Raw genomic sequence first — 17109 nt, 5'->3', positions numbered from 1 at the left:
ATCGGCGCGGTCAGTCCGCGCGCAGCAGTGCGAGCAATTCGTCGCGGTGAGGCTGGGTGTCGAGCCAGGCGCGGATGCGGTCCAGCTCGTCGATGCAGTCGTCGCCGTAGCGGCGGCGCAGCGCGGCCAGGCGCGCCTCGCGCACCTCCTCGGTCTGCAGCCGGCGCTGCCAGCCGTCGGACAGCAGCTCGTCGAGCCGGCCGGCCAGGCCGCGGCTCACGAGGGCGCGCCATTCGCCCTGGTCGAACCAGAGGTTCTGGCAGGCCACGCAACGGTCGATGCGGAAGTCGGGGCCCGCGCTCACGCGCAGGCGCTGCATCAGGCGCTCGCACTCGGGGCAGTGGCGCACGGCGGCGATGTCGAACACCTCGATCACCTCGTCGTCGACCTCATGCGGCACGCGCTTCGGGTCGGCGGCCTTCCAGCTGCGCCAGTCGTCCATGTCCATCACCATGCCGTGGCAGTCGCCGCACTGCACGCCGAGCAAGGCTTCGGCAAGTGCGACGGGCTGCATCGCGGCATGGGCGGCGCAACTGCACTTCAGGTTCGGGTTCATCGCGCGCCCCCGGCTCAGTTGCGGAAGGAGGAGATCAGGTTCTGCAGCGCCGACTTCTGGCTCTCGGTGCCGTCGTTGGCGATCTTGCTCATCAGCGAGGCGACGCTGAGGTTCTGGATTTCGCCCGACGAGTTGCCCAGCGCGCCGACGATGTCGCGCAGGTCCTTCACCACGTCGCGCTCGCCCGAAAGCTGCTCCTTGAAGGCCACCTGCACTGCCTGGCTCTTGGAGATGACGCCGTCGATGCCCTTGCCCACGGAGAGCGAGCGCACGAAGCTGTCGAAGTAGTCGCCCGAGCCGCCCACGATGTCGATCTTGGCGTTGGCGAGCGCGGTGCCCAGCACGTCGGCCTGTTCCTTGGCGATGGAGGTCTGCGCGTCGATGCCCTTCATGGTTTCGATGTGCGACTTTTCCAGGCGCATGCGGAACTCTTCGTGGTCGCGGGTTTCGGGGCTCATGGACTTCATGGCCTCGAACTTCTCGTGCAGGCCCTTGGCCTCGGCGTTGAAGCGTGCTTCGATGACCTGCGCATCGGCCTGGCCCGACTTGAGCGTGGCTTCGGCGTCGGCCGTGCGCACGTTGACTTCGGCGAGGCCGAGCTTTTCCTTGCCCGAGGCTTCGGCCTCGAACTTGGCACGCATGCCGGCGGCTTCGGCCTGCGAGCGGGCTTCGATGACCTGCGCGTCGGCCTGGCCGGCCTTGAGGATCGCGTCGGCATCGGCCTGGCGCACGTGCACGTCGGCCAGGCCCAGCTTTTCCTTGCCCGAAGCCTCGGCTTCGAAGCTTGCGAGCTTGGCCTGGGCCGTGGCAATTTCGACCTTGGCGGCGGCCAGGCCCGGTGCGGCAGAAATGGCTTCCACGCCCTCGGCTTCGCGCTTCTTCGATTCGGCGTCGCGTTCGGCCACCTTGAGCTTCGCGTCGGCCAGCGTGAGTTCTTCGGCGGCCTTGTGGCGGGCGCGCTTTTCCTGCGTTTCGGCGGCCTTCACGTCGAGCACCATCTTCTCTTCGGCCTGGCCCTCGGCCATGATCACGACCGACTTCTTGGTGCGCTCGGCCTCGGCGACCACGCGCAGTTCCTTGATGGCTTCTTCCTGCTCGGCCACGGTGCGCTCGACCACGATGCGCTCGCGGATCACGTCGGCAATGGCCTTCTTCTGCACTTCGACGGCCTTGTCCTTCTCGATGCGCTGCAGGGTCACTTCCTTCTCGCGATCGACGATCTCGAGGTCGCGGGCACGCGTGACCTTTTCTTCTTCGATGGCCACCGCGCGCTTGCGGTTGTTCTCGGCCACTTCCTTCTCGCGCTGCACGTTCTCCTGCTGCACCGAGACCGACTGCTCGGCCATGAGGCGCGCGGTTTCGGACTTGGTGCGCTCTTCGGACTGGATCTTGGAGGTCTCGGCTTCCTCGCGGGCACGCACGCTGGCAATTTCGCGCTGCTGGCGCGCGGTGGCGTCGGCCTGCTGGCGCTCGAGTTCGAGCAGCGCTTCTTGCGTCTCGACGTTCTTCTTCTTGATCTGCATTTCCTCGTTGCGGCGCAGTTCGTTGGTGCGCACATGCTCGACCGCCGTCAGCTCGGTGATCTTCTTGATGCCCTGCGCGTCGAGGATGTTGTTGGCGTCGAGCTCCGACAGCGGGGTCTGCTCGAGGTAGTCGATGGCGGCGTCTTCGAGCACGTAGCCCGAGAGGTCGTTGCCGATCTGGCTGATGATCTCGTCACGGAAGCCGTCGCGCGCCTGGTACAGGTCGACGAAGTCCATCGACTTGCCCACGGTCTTGAGCGCTTCGGAGAACTTGGCGGAGAACAGCTCTTCGAGCGTCTCGTGGTTGGAGGCCCGCGCACAGCCGATGCCCTGCGCCACCTTGAGCACGTCGTCGGCGGTCTTGTTCACGCGCACGAAGAACTTCACCTTGATGTCCGCGCGGATGTTGTCGCGGCAGATCAGGCCTTCGTTGCCGGAGCGGTCGATCTCGATGGTCTTGACCGAGATGTCCATCAGCTCGGCCTTGTGGATGATCGGGTAGACCATGCGGCCGGTGAAGGTCACCTCGGGCTCGGCGCGCAGCGTGTTCACGATGAGGGCGTGGCCCTGTTCGATCTTGCGATAGAACTTGGCGAACATCGCGAACAGGCCGAGGATGACGACGGCCAGTATGACCACGGCGAAGATGATGGGCTCCATTTTTTCTCCAGATGCTTTAAGAGCGAGCGAACGAACTTGGGTGAGGGATGCGCGCGGTCAGAAGGTGTGAATGAATCCGGCGTGGCCGATGAACGGACATGGCGGGTTCGTTCACGCCTTCTCAGACGATGTCTTCGTGCGCCGCGATGAGGTAGCGCGCGGCCACCTCGTCGTATTCGAGGATGAGCGCGTGCGAGCCGCGCTTGAGGGCGTTGGGCGTGGGCGCCCAGACGCGGATGTTGAGGCTGGCGCCGCGGCGCGCCACTTCGGCGCGGCCGTCCTTCTCGTTCACCACGCCGGTGACGACGCGGCAGACCTGGCCTACCAGCGCCGCATTGCTCACGGCCGTGTGGCTCACGAAAAGGCCCTTGAGCGGGCGGATGGCCACCGCCGTCACCGGGATGGCAAGGGCCGCGCTGACCACCAGCAGCACCGTGCCGGCCACCAGCTTGAGCACCATCGTCGGCACCAGCGGCAGCAGCCACTCGCCGCCCAGGCACGAGAGCGTCCAGGCCACCAGCACCAGCAGGCTCACGGCCACCGAGAACGGCACGCCGTTCAGGCCGAAGGCGACCACGTAGCTCGCGATCTGGCCCATGTCACTGGTGTCGCCGTCGGCATGCGTCTGCAGGTCGACGTCGATCCCGCTGCTCTCGAAGTCGACCATGCCGACCACCGCGAGCACCCAATAGATCACCACGACGCCCAGCAGCACCGTGTAGATCGCGGTGGGGTACCCCGTCACCGCTCCCATGAAATCGCCCATTGATCCTCCCGCGTGCGGGTTGGTTGTTGTTCTCTTTTCTTCTTACCTGCCGCCCGGCTTCCTCGTGCCGGTGTTCTTCTTGTTCGCCTTGCCTGCAAAGGCAATCAGTTCGCGCGTGGCCCTCTCCTTGATGGCCAGGCGGTCGTCAGGTGACAGACCATAACGCGCCGCCAGAAATTCGTAGTCGGCCGTGCTCAGTGACACGGTGAGACGCGGCCGCTTCGGCTTCGAGGTGGTCGCCAGGCCCAGCACCTGCCGGATCTGGTCGGGCGTGGACACATGCTGCTCGAACGCCGCGGTGCGCACGGCCTCGAGAACGGCCTCTTCCACGTCGAAGGCCACCTGGACCGCGCGGATCGCCTCGTCCGAGCCCTGCCAGCGTACCGGCTTGACCCGCACCATCGTCACTCCGACGCCGGTTCAGACGGCTTGGACGGTTCGGACGGCTTGGCCTGCCGGGCGCGGATGCGCTCCATCACCTTGCCGGTGCGGTCGGCGTCGTTGCCGATGCCCGCCGCGGCCAGCTTCTTCTCGAGCGCGCTGTGGCCGAATTCGTCCTCGAGCTGCTGGCCCGCCGCCATGCGGTCGGACAAATCCTCATGGCGCGAGCGGATGCGTTCCAGCGACTCCCGCGCGCTGGCCAGGCGCGAGCCGCCGCTGCCGATGTTCTCGGAGATCGACTGCGTGGCGCGATAGACGCTCTCGGTGGTCTTGGCGATGCCGATCTCGCGCTCGTGCTCGCGGATGCGCGCCTCGGCCGACTTGATCAGGTCCTTGAGCCGCGACACCTGCAGCGCATACGAGGCGTGGGCCTTGGCCTGCTCCTCGAGCTCCTGCTCGAGCGTGCCGACCTTGGCCGCCACGTCGAGCGCCAGGCCTTCCTGGGTCTTGTTGAGGGCTTCGAGCGCCAGGCCTTCGTAGCGCGCGACCTCGCCCTTCAGGCGTTCGATTTCGCGGGCCGACTGCATCTCCTTGGCCATGACGCCCGTGAGGTCGCCCTTGGCCTTTTCGATGCTGTGCTTGGCGTCGATGATTTCCTGCTCGTAGATGCGCGTGGCATTGCTGTCGATCACGCTCTCGCCGATTTCGCGGGCGCTGCCGCGCAGCAAGGTGACCAGCTTCTTGATGACTGTCATGATGATCTCCGCTTAATTCAGGAATTCGGACAAGGCGTCGAGCGCATCGAGCGCGTTGTCACTGAGCACGGCCACTTCGCGTGCGATGTCTTCCACGCTCGCGTTGCGCCCCAGCGCCCCCGTGAGCACATAGCGGCCACCCACGCGCCCGAAGGACGACAGCGGGACCGAGGGGTTGAGGTCGAGCAGCGATTCGAGCAACTCGGTGCGCCGCGCGGGCTTCACGTCTTCTTCGGTCCAGAGGTAGCAGATGCAGATGATCTGCATGTCGGAGCTGGTGACGAAGATCGGCAGCTCATCGCGCCCCTCGATGCTCACCTGCACCACCGGCGTGCTGCCCGGAATTGGCTGCAGCTGAACAGACAGCCCACCCATCGCGGCACCGGCCAGCACGTCGAGGCCTTCGAGTTGATCCAGCAGTGATTGCATACCTCTCCTTTGGGTTGTCTACCGTGGGAAGCGCGCGATGCTTCGATGGATTCACTATAGGTGCAGCGACATAACATGTCAAAAATTCTTTTAACCCGTGCGCATGACTTTCGGCACTGGCGCGCTCTCTAGAATCCGCCGATGGCCCCCACCATCAACCCCGCGCGTGTCGATTTCGTGACGCTGCGCCTGTTCTGCGCCGTGGCGCAGTCGGGCAGCATCACCAAGGGCGCGGAAGCGTGTCACCTCGCGCTCTCGGCGGCGAGCCGGCGCCTGTCCGACTTCGAAGCCGCCACAGGCTCCAAGCTGCTCGAACGCAGCGCGCAGGGCATCGCGCTCACGCCCGCCGGACACGTGGCGATGCAGCATGCGATGCGCCTCTTCCAGGGCTTCGAGCAGTTCAGCAACGAGCTGGGCGACTACGCCAGCGGCGTGCGCGGCCATGTGCGGCTGTGGGCCAACATGTCGGCACTGACGGAGTTCCTGCCGACCACGCTGGCGGCTTTCCTGGGACAGCATCCCGATATCCGCGTCGAGGTCGAGGAACAACTGAGCGGCGACATCGTGCGCGCGCTGGTCGACGGCCTCGCCGACGTCGGCGTGTTCGCCGAGAACACGCCCGCCTACGGCCTCGATGTCGCGCCCTTCCAGACCGACGAGCTCGTGGTGCTGTGCGCCAGGCCCCACCCGCTGGCGCGCCTGCGCGCGAAGCAGGTCGATTTCAAGACCTGCCTCGCGCACGAGTTCGTGGGGCTGAACCGCAGCAGCTCGCTGCTCGAGCTGACCTCGCGCGCGGCCGAGCAGGCCGGCATTCCGATGCGCCTGCGCGTGCAGGTGCGCAGCTTCGATGCGATGTGCCACATGATCGCGGCCAACCTCGGCATCGGCGTGGTGCCGCTGGCCGCCTGCAGGGCGCAGGTGACCGCGCTCGACCTGAAGGTGGTGCACCTGAAGGACGCGTGGGCCACACGTCGCCTGCTGATGGCGACGAAGACGGGCGCGGCGCTGACGCCGGCGACGCAGCTGCTGGTGCGGCAACTGCTCGCCTCATCGAACTGACGACCGGCCGGGACCCTACCCCGCCGCCTCAGCCTCGAGCAATGCCCACTCCGCCTCCGTGAACAGCCGCGAGCGCGTCAGGAAGCGCACGCCCAGCGGCCCTTCCAGCGAGAACATGCCACCGCGCCCCGGCACCACGTCGATGATCAGCTGGGTGTGCTGCCAGTGCTCGAACTGCGGCCCGCTGATGTAGAACGGCATGCCGCCGATATGGCCCAGCAGCCGGTCGTAGTCGCCCACGATGAACTCGCCCTGGGCGTAGCACATGGGCGCGCTGCCGTCGCAGCAGCCGCCCGACTGATGGAACATCAGCGGGCCGTGCCGTGCGGCGAGGTCGTCGATGAGCGCGAGCGCCGCGTCGGTCGCGGTGACGCGCAGGACCTCGCCGGTCATCAGAAGAAGCCCAGCTTGTTCTCGCTGTAGCTCACGAGCAGGTTCTTGGTCTGCTGGTAGTGGTCGAGCATCATCTTGTGGTTCTCGCGCCCGATGCCCGATTGCTTGTAGCCGCCGAAGGCCGCATGCGCCGGGTACTGGTGGTAGCAGTTGGTCCACACGCGCCCCGCCTGGATGCCGCGGCCCATGCGGAAGGCACGGTTCATGTCGCGGCTCCACACGCCGGCGCCCAGGCCGTAGAGCGTGTCGTTGGCAATCGCCAGCGCCTCTTCCTCGTCCTTGAAGGTGGTGACCGACACCACGGGTCCGAAGATTTCCTCCTGGAAGATGCGCATCTTGTTGTGGCCGCGGAACACGGTCGGCTTCACGTAGTAGCCGTCGGCCAGGTCGCCTTCGAGTTGCTGGCGTTCGCCGCCGATGAGCACCTGCGCGCCCTCCTGCCGGCCGATGTCGAGGTACGACAGGATCTTTTCGAGCTGTTCGCTCGAGGCTTGCGCGCCGATCATGGTGGCCGCGTCGAGCGGGCTGCCCTGCTTGATCGCGGCCACGCGCTTCAATGCACGCTCCATGAAGCGGTCGTAGATCGATTCCTGGATCAGCGCGCGGCTCGGGCAGGTGCAGACCTCGCCCTGGTTCAGCGCGAACATCGTGAAGCCTTCGAGCGCCTTGTCGAAGAAGGCGTCGTCGCGCTCCATCACGTCGGCAAAGAAGATGTTGGGCGACTTGCCGCCCAGCTCCAGCGTGACCGGAATGAGGTTCTGGCTCGCGTACTGCGAGATCAGCCGGCCCGTGGTGGTCTCGCCGGTGAAAGCGATCTTGCCGATGCGGTTGCTCGACGCCAGCGGCTTGCCCGCCTCCACGCCGAAGCCGTTGACGATGTTCAGCACGCCCGGCGGCAGCAGGTCGCCGATGACCTCCATCAGCACCAGGATCGACACCGGCGTCTGCTCGGCGGGTTTGAGCACCACGCAGTTGCCGGCCGCCAGCGCGGGCGCGAGCTTCCACACGGCCATGAGGATCGGGAAGTTCCACGGAATGATCTGGCCGACCACGCCGATGGGCTCGTGAAAGTGGTACGCAAAAGTCTCGTGGTCGATCTCGCTGATGCCGCCTTCCTGCGAGCGGATGCACGAGGCGAAGTAGCGGAAGTGGTCGATGGCCAGCGGCAGGTCGGCGGCCATGGTCTCGCGGATCGGCTTGCCGTTGTCCCAGGTCTCGGCGGCGGCCAGCATGGCCAGGTTTTCCTGCATGCGGTCGGCGATGCGGTTCAGGATATTGGCGCGCTCGGTGGTCGAGGTGCGGCCCCAGGCGCCCTTGGCCTTGTGGGCGGCGTCGAGCGCGCGGTCGATGTCGGCGGCGCTGGAGCGCGGCACTTCGCAGAAGACCTTGCCGGTGACGGGGGTGATGTTGCCGAAATACTGGTTCTCCACCGGCGCGACCCATTCGCCGCCGATGTAGTTGCCGTAGCGCGCCTTGAAAGGCACTGCGGTACCGAATTTGCCCGGTTCGAGCATGTCCATGGGTTGTCTCCGTTGGGTAAGGTGTGAACGGGCGGCACCGCGACATGCGGCGGCCCGCACAGGCACCGCAAGCGGCATACCCGCGCGGATCGGGACAATCCCCAAGCCCCGCGCCACAGGGGCGCGGCCCGCGCAGAGGGTTTCCATTCGCAATCTGCGACAGATGGGCGCGACGGTGGCGACTACGATGTCGCACAAGGCGAATCGCCGGCAATCCCCGTCCACGGAGTCACGCATGACGAGTGAAGCTTCCGCGCCATCGGTCAGCGTCGCGCAGGCGCGCGAGCTGTTCTTCGCGCAGGGCCGCGACCCGGCGCCGTGGATCGCGCCGCACATCTCGCGCTCGTGGCAGCGCAGCCGGCCGGTCGATCCGCATTGCATCGACCCGACGCCGATGGCGCCTTCGCTGCTGAACGAGCGCCGCGAGCAGGCGATGCGCCTGCTCAGCTGCGCGCAGCCCGAGCTCGACGGGCTCGCCGAGCACGCGGTGGGCAACGGTTGCATCGTCGCGCTGTCGGACGCCAGTGGCCTGATCCTCGAGGAGATCGGCAGCCCCGACTTCCTGCCCAAGGCCCAGCGCGTGGCGCTGCAGCCCGGCGTGGAATGGTCGGAGAGCCACCGCGGCACCAACGCCATCGGCACCGCGCTGGCCGAGCGCGAGGCATTGATGGTGCTGGGCGGCGAGCACTACCTGGCGCAGAACGGCCGGCTGGGCTGCGCGGCGGCGCCCATCTTCAGCGGACGCGGCGAGCTGGCCGGCGCGCTCGACATCTCGGGCGAGACCGCGCGCGTGAACCACCACGCCCTGGGCCTGGTGCGCATGGCGGCGCAGCAGGTCGAGCACCGCATGCTGCTGGCCGAAGCCTCGGGCCATGTGCTGCGCTTCCATGCGCGGCCGGCGCTGATCGGCACCGCGCGCGAAGGGCTGATGGTGATCGAGGGCGGGCGCATCGTGGCGGCCAACCGCGTGGCGCTCGACCTGTTCGGCCGTTCGTGGGAAGGCCTGCTCGACCTCGACGCCGAAGATTTCCTGGGCGCGCAGTGGCCGCGCATGGAGCACCGGCGCAGCCTGCTCACGCTGCCGGGCGGGCGGCAGATCGCGACCGTCATGGAGCGCACGGGCACGGCGAACAGCGACACGGGCCGCACCGGCGCGCGGCAGGTGATGGCCGCGAACGCCGCGCCCGTCGACAACGACGACGTGGTGCGCCCATTGCTGGCGCGCGCCGTGCGCGTGCTCAACGAAGGCGTGCCGGTGCTGGTGAACGGCGAGACCGGCAGCGGCAAGGAGGTGTTCTCGCGCCGCCTGCACGCCGCCAGCCGCCGCAGCGCGGGCCCGTTCGTGGCGGTCGATTGCGCCTCGCTGCCCGAGACGCTGATCGAGGCCGAGCTGTTCGGCTACGAAGAAGGCGCCTTCACCGGTGCGCGCCGCAAGGGCATGCCGGGGCGCATCCGCGAAGCGCACGGCGGCGTGCTCTTTCTGGACGAGATCGCCGAGATCCCGCTCGCGCTGCAGACGCGCCTGCTGCGCGTGCTCGAAGGCCGCGTGGTCACGCCGCTGGGCGGCGGCCAGGGCGTGGCGGTCGATTTCGACCTGGTCTGCGCCACGCACGCCGGCCTGCCCGCGCTGGTCGAGGCCGGGCGCTTTCGCGCCGACCTGATGTACCGCGTGGCCGGCTTCACCGTCGCTCTGCCCGCGCTGCACGAACGCGCCGACCGGCGCGCGCTGATCGCGCGGCTGTTTCTCGAATCGGGCGGCGCCGCCAAGCACCTGTGCCTGGAGAACGACGCGCTCGAACGCCTGGCCGCCTACCGCTGGCCCGGCAACGTGCGTGAGCTGCGCAGCGTGCTGCGCGCCCTCGTGGCGCTGGCCGACCCGGGCGATGCGGTGACGGCCGATGCGCTGCCCGCGCACCTGCACGACGCCGCGCCCTTTGCCGACTTCAGCGAAGCCACGGCGTCGCAACCCAACGCGCCCCTGCAGACCATCACGCGCCACGCCATCGACGAAGCCCTGCGGGCCTGCGACCACGACGTGGCGCGCGCGGCCCGCCGGCTCGGCGTTCACCGCAGCACCGTGTACCGCCATCTCGCGCGCCAGCGCCCGCCCGCGGGCAACACCAAAGACTGACTTGCCCGCACGCGCGGGACCGGCCAGACTTTGCGCATGGCCCTGCCCCCGCATTCATGACCACCGGCAAATCCGCGCGCAAGCTCTCGGCCGTGCCGTCCACCTTGCGGATTCCGCTGGCCGCGCGGGCCTCCGGCGATGCGCTCTTTCCGCAGATGGCCGTGCGCGACGCCTACGCCGCCGGCATCCTCGAGCAGATCCGCGACGACGATCACGCCCTGCCCGACGACCGCACGACCATCTACGGCATCCTCGCGCGCACGCGGCGCTTTCGCAGCCTGGCGCAGGACTTCCTCAAGCTGCACCCGGGCGCGCGCGTCGTGAACATGGGCTGCGGCCTGAGCCACTACTTCCAATGGCTGGACGACGGCAAGTCGCGCATGACCGACGCCGACCTGCCCGAGGTGCTGGCCCTGCGCCGCGAGCTGCTGCCCGAAACGCATCCGCGCCACGACCTGCGCGAACTCGACCTCACGGCGCCCGGCTGGTGGGAGCAGCTCGGCCTGCCGCGCAAGCGCCAGGCGCAGCCGGTCTTCCTGTTCACCGAGGGCGTGCTGATGTACCTCACGCCCGAGCAGGTGAACGCGGTGTTCGCTACCTTCGGCGAACGCGCGCCTGCGGGCTCGGTGCTGGCCTTCGATGCGATGTGCTGGCTGGCCGTGGGCCGCGCGCGTCAGCATCCGTCGGTGCGCGCGACCGGTGCGGAGTTCCAGTGGGGCCTGCGCCGCTACGAAGACCTCACGCAGCCCCATCCGCGCCTGCACCTGGACGGCACCTACCGCGTGATGGAAGGCTACGGCTGGCCCTACACGCTGTTCGCGCCGATGGTGCTGTTCTTTCTCGGCGTGCCGATCTATGCGGTGTACGCGCTGAGGGCGAAGGACTAGGGCTGCGTCAGGCGAAAGGCACGCTGCGCCACGGGCTGCGCGTGTCGCTCAGCAGCAGGCGGTTGGTGCGCAGCAGGTGCTCTTCGCGCGCGTCGGAGTACTGCCAGATCAGGCCCGCCGCGATGTACGCGGCGCTCACCTGCGACCAGCTGGCATAGGCCGCGCGCACCTGCGATGCCAGGCCGCCCGCAAAGTCCGCGAACTCCGCGCGGTCGATGAAGCCCAGCTGCACGGCCCAGCGCGACAGGTTGACCAGGCGCACCGCGTCCCAGGCCACCAGGTTCGTCAGCTGATCCGGCGCCACGCCGAAGTGCTTGCGCAGGGCGCTGACCCAGCTCTGGCTGCCCGTCATCAGCTGGCTCAGCTCGGCGCTCGAGTGCCCGGTCTGCGCGGACAGCGCCCGCATGTCCAGGTGCTCGCGCGCCTTGATCTGGAAGAACGCGGGAAACCACGCGTCCATGACCAGGCGCAGCACGCCCGGCGTGGACTGCACCGCCGCATCGATCGCGCCGATGGCCTTCCAGGCCGGCAGGTACTTCGCGCGCTGCCCTTCCTCGGTCAGCCAGCGCGCGGTCTGCTCGAAGCTCGCGCGGTCGCTCACGTTCCACACCTGCGCGATGCCTTCGCGCAAGGTGTCGTTGTCCTTGCCGGTGAGCACCGCGTTCACGCAGTCGCCGTTGAAGGCCGACAGCGGCGTGCTCAGCGTGACCAACCATTGCTCCTGCGCGGAAAGCGCGGGCGCTGCGGCGTCGAACTTGAGCTTGTCGTTGTCGAGCATCGCGTGCGCGAGCGTGTCCTTGAACCCCATGAAAACCCCTCCGAAATTTGTTGAATGCCGCGTGGGCGAATCAGGCCTTCGATTGCAGGCGCGCGATCTCCTGCTGCAGGAACGCGAGGAAGGGTGCGCGCAGCGATTCCTTCATGTGCGCCGGCAGCGCCATCGGCGGGGTCGAGCCTGTCAGCAACTGGTCGCCCTTCTCTCCGATCTGCAACGCGCGCACCTCCACCCGCTCCAGCGCGATGCGCAGCGGCGACTCCATCAGGTCCTTGCCGTACAGCGCCTGCGCAGTAAGAGCCACGCCGTAGGGGCCGCCGAACAGCGGAAAGTCGGCCAGCGCGAACTGCAGCGTCTCGCCCGCCGGAATCTGGAATTTGTCCGTCACCTTGCCCAGCTTCTTGGCCAGCTTCGGGTTGGCGGGGTCGAGCAAGGTGTCGGTCGCGCCGTGGTCGGCCACCAGCTCGGCCAGCGTCCAGACGCGCTGCTGCGCCTGCCGCTGGCTGCCGTTTTCTGCGTGGTACGCGAGCACCGCCGCGACCGTCGGCGCCAGCAGCTCGCCGCAGCGTTTGAGCAGCACCGGCTCGGGCGCGTCGGCCACGCCGGACCAGTCTTTCCACGCCTTGTAGCGCGCCAGCAGCGTCGAGACGAACGAAGGTGCGTCGTCCGCGCGCGCCGGCAAGGCATGGCCCTGCGCCGGCGGCGGCGCCGCGGACAGCACGGTGAAGTCGTCCTGCACGTACACCGCCTGGTCGGTCAGCAGCAGGCCTTGCGAGGTGCGCTTGCCGCTGAGCCGGTTCATGGCGTGGTAGCCGAGGAAGAAGAGCGGAATCTCGTCGCCCAGCCACGGCCTGGGCAGGTACATCTGCTCGACCGCCTGCGCGAACACCTGCGGCGCATCCTCGTGATCGGGGTGGTCCGCTTGGTCGGGCAGGAAGGCAAAGGCCGACAGGTCGGCATGCAACGGTGCCTGCACCTGTTGCTGCACGCGTGCGCGCAAGGCATCTCCGTGGCGCGCGCGTTCGGGCGGCAATGCGCCCAGGTGATCGGTAAACGACGAAAAAACGAATGACATGCTGAATCTCTCCCTGAAACCGTGGTTGTGAATGGGTAAGCGGCCCGGCATCTGCTTCCGTGGGCCATGCACGGCAGATCGGCCGTGACCGCGGCGTGTCCTGGAAGGACACCGCCGCAACGCCGGCCCAAGGGAAGTGTTCCCCGGCGGCTCACGGACTGGATGATCACGCGCCCCCATGTCAGGAGCGCGGCCATGCTACTGGGAAGCGTCGCCTGGCATTCTGACGAATTCTGAGAGGCCGCGCGATCACGCCATCGGGTCGCTAGCATCAGCGCATCTTCAAACCGTGGCCGCACCGCGACACGCCACACACGGGAGTCAAACGAATGGGTACATGGTCGACAGCAGGCTTCGGCAACGACGAGGCACTCGATTGGCTGGCTGAACTGCAGGAAGCCGACGACGCGCTCGCCTTCATCCGCGAGACGCTGGATTCAGGTTCCACCGAAGGTACCGTCGCCGCGGCCGAAGTGCTGGCGCTGCTCGCCGGACACGGCAGCGCCGACGCGCACCCGGACGCCGTCGACTGGTGCGCCGGCAAGGCCGCGCCGCCCACCGACCTGCGCCATGCCGCCGCCGACGCGCTGCAGGCCATCCTCGACGACCCCGACGCGGACGGCCACGACACCTGGGCCGAGTTGGGCGAGGACGACGAGGACTATCTCGCGTGGCTCGCCAACCTGAAGAGCCTGCAGGTCCGGCTGCGCGGCTGAACCACGCTGAACGCGCCCGGCGTTCCGGCCAAAGCGTGCGCCGTGTTACGTAACGAGTGGCGACAGCTGCCCGTTTTGCACCATTGGCCTGACAGGGCCATTCGCACAAAAATCGTTTCGAATCAAAGAGATACGGCGTTTTCGGCCCGTCGTTGACGGCCGAAGTCGAAGGCGGCACGCATGTTGCCCTCTGTAGTCATTTATTTGACGAGGAGGCCGCATGACCACCACCGTATCGCCGATCGCTTCGATCCCCGCCGCCGCCGAAAGCGGCGCTCCCGTGGTGCTTGCACAGGCCAGCGTCACGCCCCTGGGCCCTGTCGGGTCGAGCGCCCCCATGGCCGCGCCCGCCGGGCCGACCAGCCTGGGCACCCTGTCCAACGCCACGCCCGGCACGGTCGTCATGCGCGACGGATTTCGCATGCCGGTGGACGGCAACCAGACCCTCATCGCCGGCGACCGCGTGATCGTGCCCGACGGCGGGCAGGCCAACGTGCTCTTCCCCGGCTCGGCCACCAACAAGGCGCCGCTGGCCGGTGTGTTCGCGGGCGGCACCGACGCCACCATCACCTCGACCAAGCTGTCCAGTGGCCTGGAGCAGGTGAACGTCGACGTGGCCGCCGGCAACCTCGATGTCACCTCGCCCGACAGCGACGCGGAAGCCGCGGCACTCGCCGTGAGCAAGAAGACCGCAGCCGGCAGCGGCATCGGCCTGGGCGAATTCGCACTCGGCGCGCTGGGCGCCATCGGCCTGGGCGCCGCGCTGAGCGGCGGTGGCGGCGGCGACGGCGGCGGGTTCCCGCTGTTCGTCTCGGGCATCGGCGACAGCGACGCGGATGCCGATTCGGATGCCGATGCAGACGCCGACGCCGACTCGGATGCAGACGCCGATGCCGATGCCGATTCGGACGCCGACGCGGATTCGGATGCAGACGCCGACGCTGATGCGGACGCCGATTCGGACGCGGATGCCGATGCCGACGCAGACCACCTGCTCGATCCGGGCGACGGCCTCGCCGGGCACCTGCTGGGCGCCCTCGACAACGCGCTCGGCCTGGGCGGCGGTGCGGCCAACGTGCGCAGCGCCTCCGGCTCGTCGGGCACGCTGGCCTCGCTGATGCCGGTGGCCGACGGCCTCACCGACCTCGTCGACGACCTGCTCTCGCCGGTCACCGGCGAGGAGTTCAAGCCCAACGATCCCAATGAGTTCGAACCGGTGGACAACGCGGTCGAAAACATCGCCGTTCACGTGGGCGGCGTGCTGACCCCGGTGGTCGACGGCCTGCTCGGCGATGGCCTGACCGACGCCCTCGTCGGCTCGCTGATCGGCCAGGTCGACTACCTGACCGACGCGCTGGGCAATGCGCTGGAGAACGTGCTGGGCAGCGAAGGCCTGCTCGGCGGCATCACCACCCCGCTGGGCCTGGACGGCCTCGTGGACGACCTGCTCGGCACGGACGGTGTCGTCGGCCAGGTGCTCGAGGGGCTGCTGGGTGACGGCAGCCTGCTGGGCAGCGTGCTCGGCGAAGACGGGTTGATCGGGCAGTTGCTGGGGGATGACGGGCTGCTCGGTGGCGTGCTGGGCGATGGCGGTTTGCTGGGTGGCGTCCTCGGCGGCGAAGGCGGCTTGTTGGGCGGTGTGCTGGGTGACGACGGCCTGTTGGGTGGCCTGCTCGGTGGCGACGGGGGCCTGCTCGGCGGTGTGCTGGGCGATGACGGCCTGCTGGGTGGTGTCCTCGGCGGCGAAGGCGGCTTGCTTGGCGGCGTGCTGGGTGACAACGGCCTGCTGGGCGGCTTGCTCGGTGGCGATGGCGGCCTGCTCGGCGGTGTGCTCGGCGACGACGGATTGCTGGGCGGTGTTCTCGGCGGCGAAGGCGGCTTGCTCGGCGGCGTGCTGGGTGATGACGGCCTGCTGGGCGGCCTCCTCGGCGGCGAGGGCGGTCTGCTTGGCGGCGTGCTGGGCGACGACGGCCTGGTCAACGGCCTCCTCGGTGACGAAGGCATCCTGGGCGGCGTGCTCGGCGGCGACGGCGCCCTGTCCGGCCTGCTCGGCAGCGAGGGCCTCACCGGCGGACTGCTCGGTGGCAACGGGCTCGTGGACAGCCTGCTCGGCCCCGACGGCGCAGTCGGCTCCCTGCTGAACGCGACCCCGCTGGCCGGCCTGCTCGGCGGCGAAGACGGCTTGCTCAGCGGCCTGGTGGGCGATGACGGGCTCCTGGGTGGCGTCCTCGGTGACGACGGCCTGCTGGGCGGTGTGCTGGGCGACGACGGCATCCTCGGTGCCGAAGGCCCGGTCGGCGGCCTGTTGAATGGCGTCCTTGGTGGCGACGGCGGCGGCTTGCTCGGCGGTGTGCTGGGTGACGATGGCTTGTTGGGCGGACTGCTCGGCGGCGACGGTGGTCTGCTCGGCGGCGTGCTGGGTGACGACGGCCTTCTGGGCGGCGTCCTCGGTGGCGACGGTGGCCTGCTCGGCGGTGTGCTGGGTGACGACGGCCTGCTGGGTGGTGTCCTCGGTGGTGAGGGAGGCCTGCTCGGCGGCTTGCTGGGTGACGAAGGCCTTCTGGGCAGCCTGCTCGGCGGCGGCGACGGCGGATTGCTTGGCGGCGTGCTGGGTGACGACGGCTTGCTGGGCGGTGTCCTCGGCGGCGACGGTGGTCTGCTCGGTGGATTGCTGGGCGACGACGGCTTGCTGGGTGGTGTCCTCGGTGGCGACGGTGGTTTGCTCGGCGGCGTGCTCGGTGACGACGGCCTCCTGGGTGGTGTCCTCGGTGGCGACGGTGGTTTGCTCGGCGGCGTGCTCGGTGACGACGGCCTCCTGGGTGGCGTCCTCGGCGGTGACGGCGGTCTGCTCGGCAGTGTGCTGGGTGACGACGGTCTCCTGGGCGGCGTCCTCGGCGGTGACGGTGGTTTGCTCGGCGGCGTGCTCGGTGACGACGGCCTCCTGGGTGGCGTTCTCGGCGGAGACGGCGGTTTGCTCGGTGACGACGGCCTCCTGGGTGGCGTTCTCGGCGGCGACGGTGGTCTGCTTGGCGGCGTGCTCGGTGACGACGGCCTGCTGGGCGGCGTCCTCGGTGGCGGCGAAGGCGGCTTGCTCGGCGGCATCGTCGGCGAAGACGGCCTCGTGGGCAGCCTGCTCGGCGGCTTGCTCGGAGGCAAGAGCCCCGTCGCGGACATCCTGGAGCCGGTGTCGTCGGTGCTCTGCCATGCAAGCGATGCCGTGGCACCGGTCGTGGCCGAGGCCACGCAAGCCGCATCCGGCGCCGCGGTGCCCGCGGCCGACATCCTGGCCGGCGCCAGCTCGGCAGTTGCCCCGGTGGTCGCCGAGGTGGTGAACACCGTCGAGCACGCGGTCACGCCGCTGGTGTGTGAGGTCGTGGCCCCGATCACCAGCCTGTTTGACCACAGCGGCACAGGCTCCGCGCTGGCGCCCGTGACGAACATCCTGCACGGCCTGCTGGGCTGACCGAAGGCGGGAGCGGCCGG

At 68.7% G+C, this 17109-nt stretch carries 15 protein-coding genes; 5 read left to right on the top strand and 10 right to left on the bottom strand.

Going from position 1 to position 17109, the window contains the following annotated elements:
* Positions 1–10: 10 nt before the first annotated feature.
* The 6 genes from ACAM42_RS14025 to ACAM42_RS14000 all read right to left on the bottom strand — a co-directional run bounded on the left by ACAM42_RS14025 (position 11) and on the right by ACAM42_RS14000 (position 5070).
* Complete coding sequence (locus ACAM42_RS14025; protein ID WP_095947463.1) at positions 11–556, bottom strand: zf-TFIIB domain-containing protein; 546 nt, start codon at positions 554–556, stop codon at positions 11–13.
* Between the two features lie 14 nt (positions 557–570).
* Positions 571–2739, bottom strand: a complete 2169-nt coding sequence (locus ACAM42_RS14020; protein ID WP_062476401.1) for a hypothetical protein — start codon at positions 2737–2739, stop codon at positions 571–573.
* A gap of 121 nt (positions 2740–2860) precedes the next feature.
* Complete coding sequence (locus tag ACAM42_RS14015) at positions 2861–3505, bottom strand: OB-fold-containig protein (RefSeq protein ID WP_070059349.1); 645 nt, start codon at positions 3503–3505, stop codon at positions 2861–2863.
* Between the two features lie 42 nt (positions 3506–3547).
* Positions 3548–3907, bottom strand: a complete 360-nt coding sequence (locus tag ACAM42_RS14010; protein ID WP_369632375.1) for a hypothetical protein — start codon at positions 3905–3907, stop codon at positions 3548–3550.
* A 2-nt stretch (positions 3908–3909) separates the two neighbouring features.
* Positions 3910–4641, bottom strand: coding sequence for a PspA/IM30 family protein (locus ACAM42_RS14005; RefSeq protein ID WP_369632374.1), 732 nt, complete (start codon positions 4639–4641; stop codon positions 3910–3912).
* Between the two features lie 12 nt (positions 4642–4653).
* Complete coding sequence (locus tag ACAM42_RS14000; protein WP_062476391.1) at positions 4654–5070, bottom strand: YjfI family protein; 417 nt, start codon at positions 5068–5070, stop codon at positions 4654–4656.
* Between the two features lie 141 nt (positions 5071–5211).
* Between ACAM42_RS14000 and ACAM42_RS13995 the strand changes: the two genes are divergently transcribed.
* Complete coding sequence (locus tag ACAM42_RS13995; protein ID WP_369632373.1) at positions 5212–6129, top strand: LysR family transcriptional regulator; 918 nt, start codon at positions 5212–5214, stop codon at positions 6127–6129.
* Positions 6130–6144: 15 nt separating this feature from the next.
* On the opposite strand, the gene ACAM42_RS13990 is transcribed toward ACAM42_RS13995, so the two are convergent.
* Both ACAM42_RS13990 and adh read right to left on the bottom strand, forming a co-directional pair.
* Positions 6145–6522: a DUF779 domain-containing protein gene (locus ACAM42_RS13990; protein ID WP_369632372.1), complete on the bottom strand. Its 378-nt coding sequence runs from the start codon at positions 6520–6522 to the stop codon at positions 6145–6147.
* Positions 6522–8042, bottom strand: coding sequence for an aldehyde dehydrogenase (gene adh, locus ACAM42_RS13985; RefSeq protein WP_369632371.1), 1521 nt, complete (start codon positions 8040–8042; stop codon positions 6522–6524). The genes ACAM42_RS13990 and adh overlap by 1 nt, the downstream gene beginning before the upstream one ends.
* Positions 8043–8277: 235 nt before the next feature.
* Between adh and ACAM42_RS13980 the strand changes: the two genes are divergently transcribed.
* Together ACAM42_RS13980 and ACAM42_RS13975 are read left to right on the top strand one after the other, a co-directional pair.
* On the top strand, positions 8278–10173 hold the full coding sequence (locus ACAM42_RS13980; RefSeq protein WP_369632370.1) for a sigma-54-dependent Fis family transcriptional regulator: 1896 nt from the start codon (positions 8278–8280) through the stop codon (positions 10171–10173).
* Between the two features lie 56 nt (positions 10174–10229).
* A complete protein-coding gene (locus ACAM42_RS13975) occupies positions 10230–11060 on the top strand; it encodes a class I SAM-dependent methyltransferase (protein WP_369632369.1) in 831 nt (276 codons plus the stop codon).
* 7 nt (positions 11061–11067) lie between these two features.
* On the opposite strand, the gene ACAM42_RS13970 is transcribed toward ACAM42_RS13975, so the two are convergent.
* Both ACAM42_RS13970 and ACAM42_RS13965 read right to left on the bottom strand, forming a co-directional pair.
* Entirely contained in the window at positions 11068–11868 is an 801-nt protein-coding gene (locus tag ACAM42_RS13970) for a DUF1266 domain-containing protein (protein WP_369632368.1), read from the bottom strand.
* Positions 11869–11908: 40 nt separating this feature from the next.
* Positions 11909–12910 (bottom strand): hypothetical protein, encoded by a 1002-nt coding sequence (locus ACAM42_RS13965; RefSeq protein WP_369632367.1) that lies wholly within the window; start codon positions 12908–12910, stop codon positions 11909–11911.
* Between the two features lie 329 nt (positions 12911–13239).
* On the opposite strand from ACAM42_RS13965, the gene ACAM42_RS13960 reads away from it, so the two are divergent.
* Together ACAM42_RS13960 and ACAM42_RS13955 are read left to right on the top strand one after the other, a co-directional pair.
* Positions 13240–13626: a DUF4259 domain-containing protein gene (locus tag ACAM42_RS13960; protein WP_369632366.1), complete on the top strand. Its 387-nt coding sequence runs from the start codon at positions 13240–13242 to the stop codon at positions 13624–13626.
* Positions 13627–13846: 220 nt separating this feature from the next.
* The gene (locus ACAM42_RS13955) at positions 13847–17089 is read left to right on the top strand and encodes a hypothetical protein (RefSeq protein WP_369632365.1); all 3243 of its coding nucleotides are present in this window, start codon (positions 13847–13849) and stop codon (positions 17087–17089) included.
* Positions 17090–17109: the final 20 nt, after the last annotated feature.

Origin of the sequence: Variovorax sp. V35, assembly GCF_041154465.1 — a bacterium.
GTDB classification, from domain to species: Bacteria; Pseudomonadota; Gammaproteobacteria; order Burkholderiales; family Burkholderiaceae_C; genus Variovorax; species Variovorax boronicumulans.
This window is presented reverse-complemented; position numbering and strand designations above follow the sequence as displayed.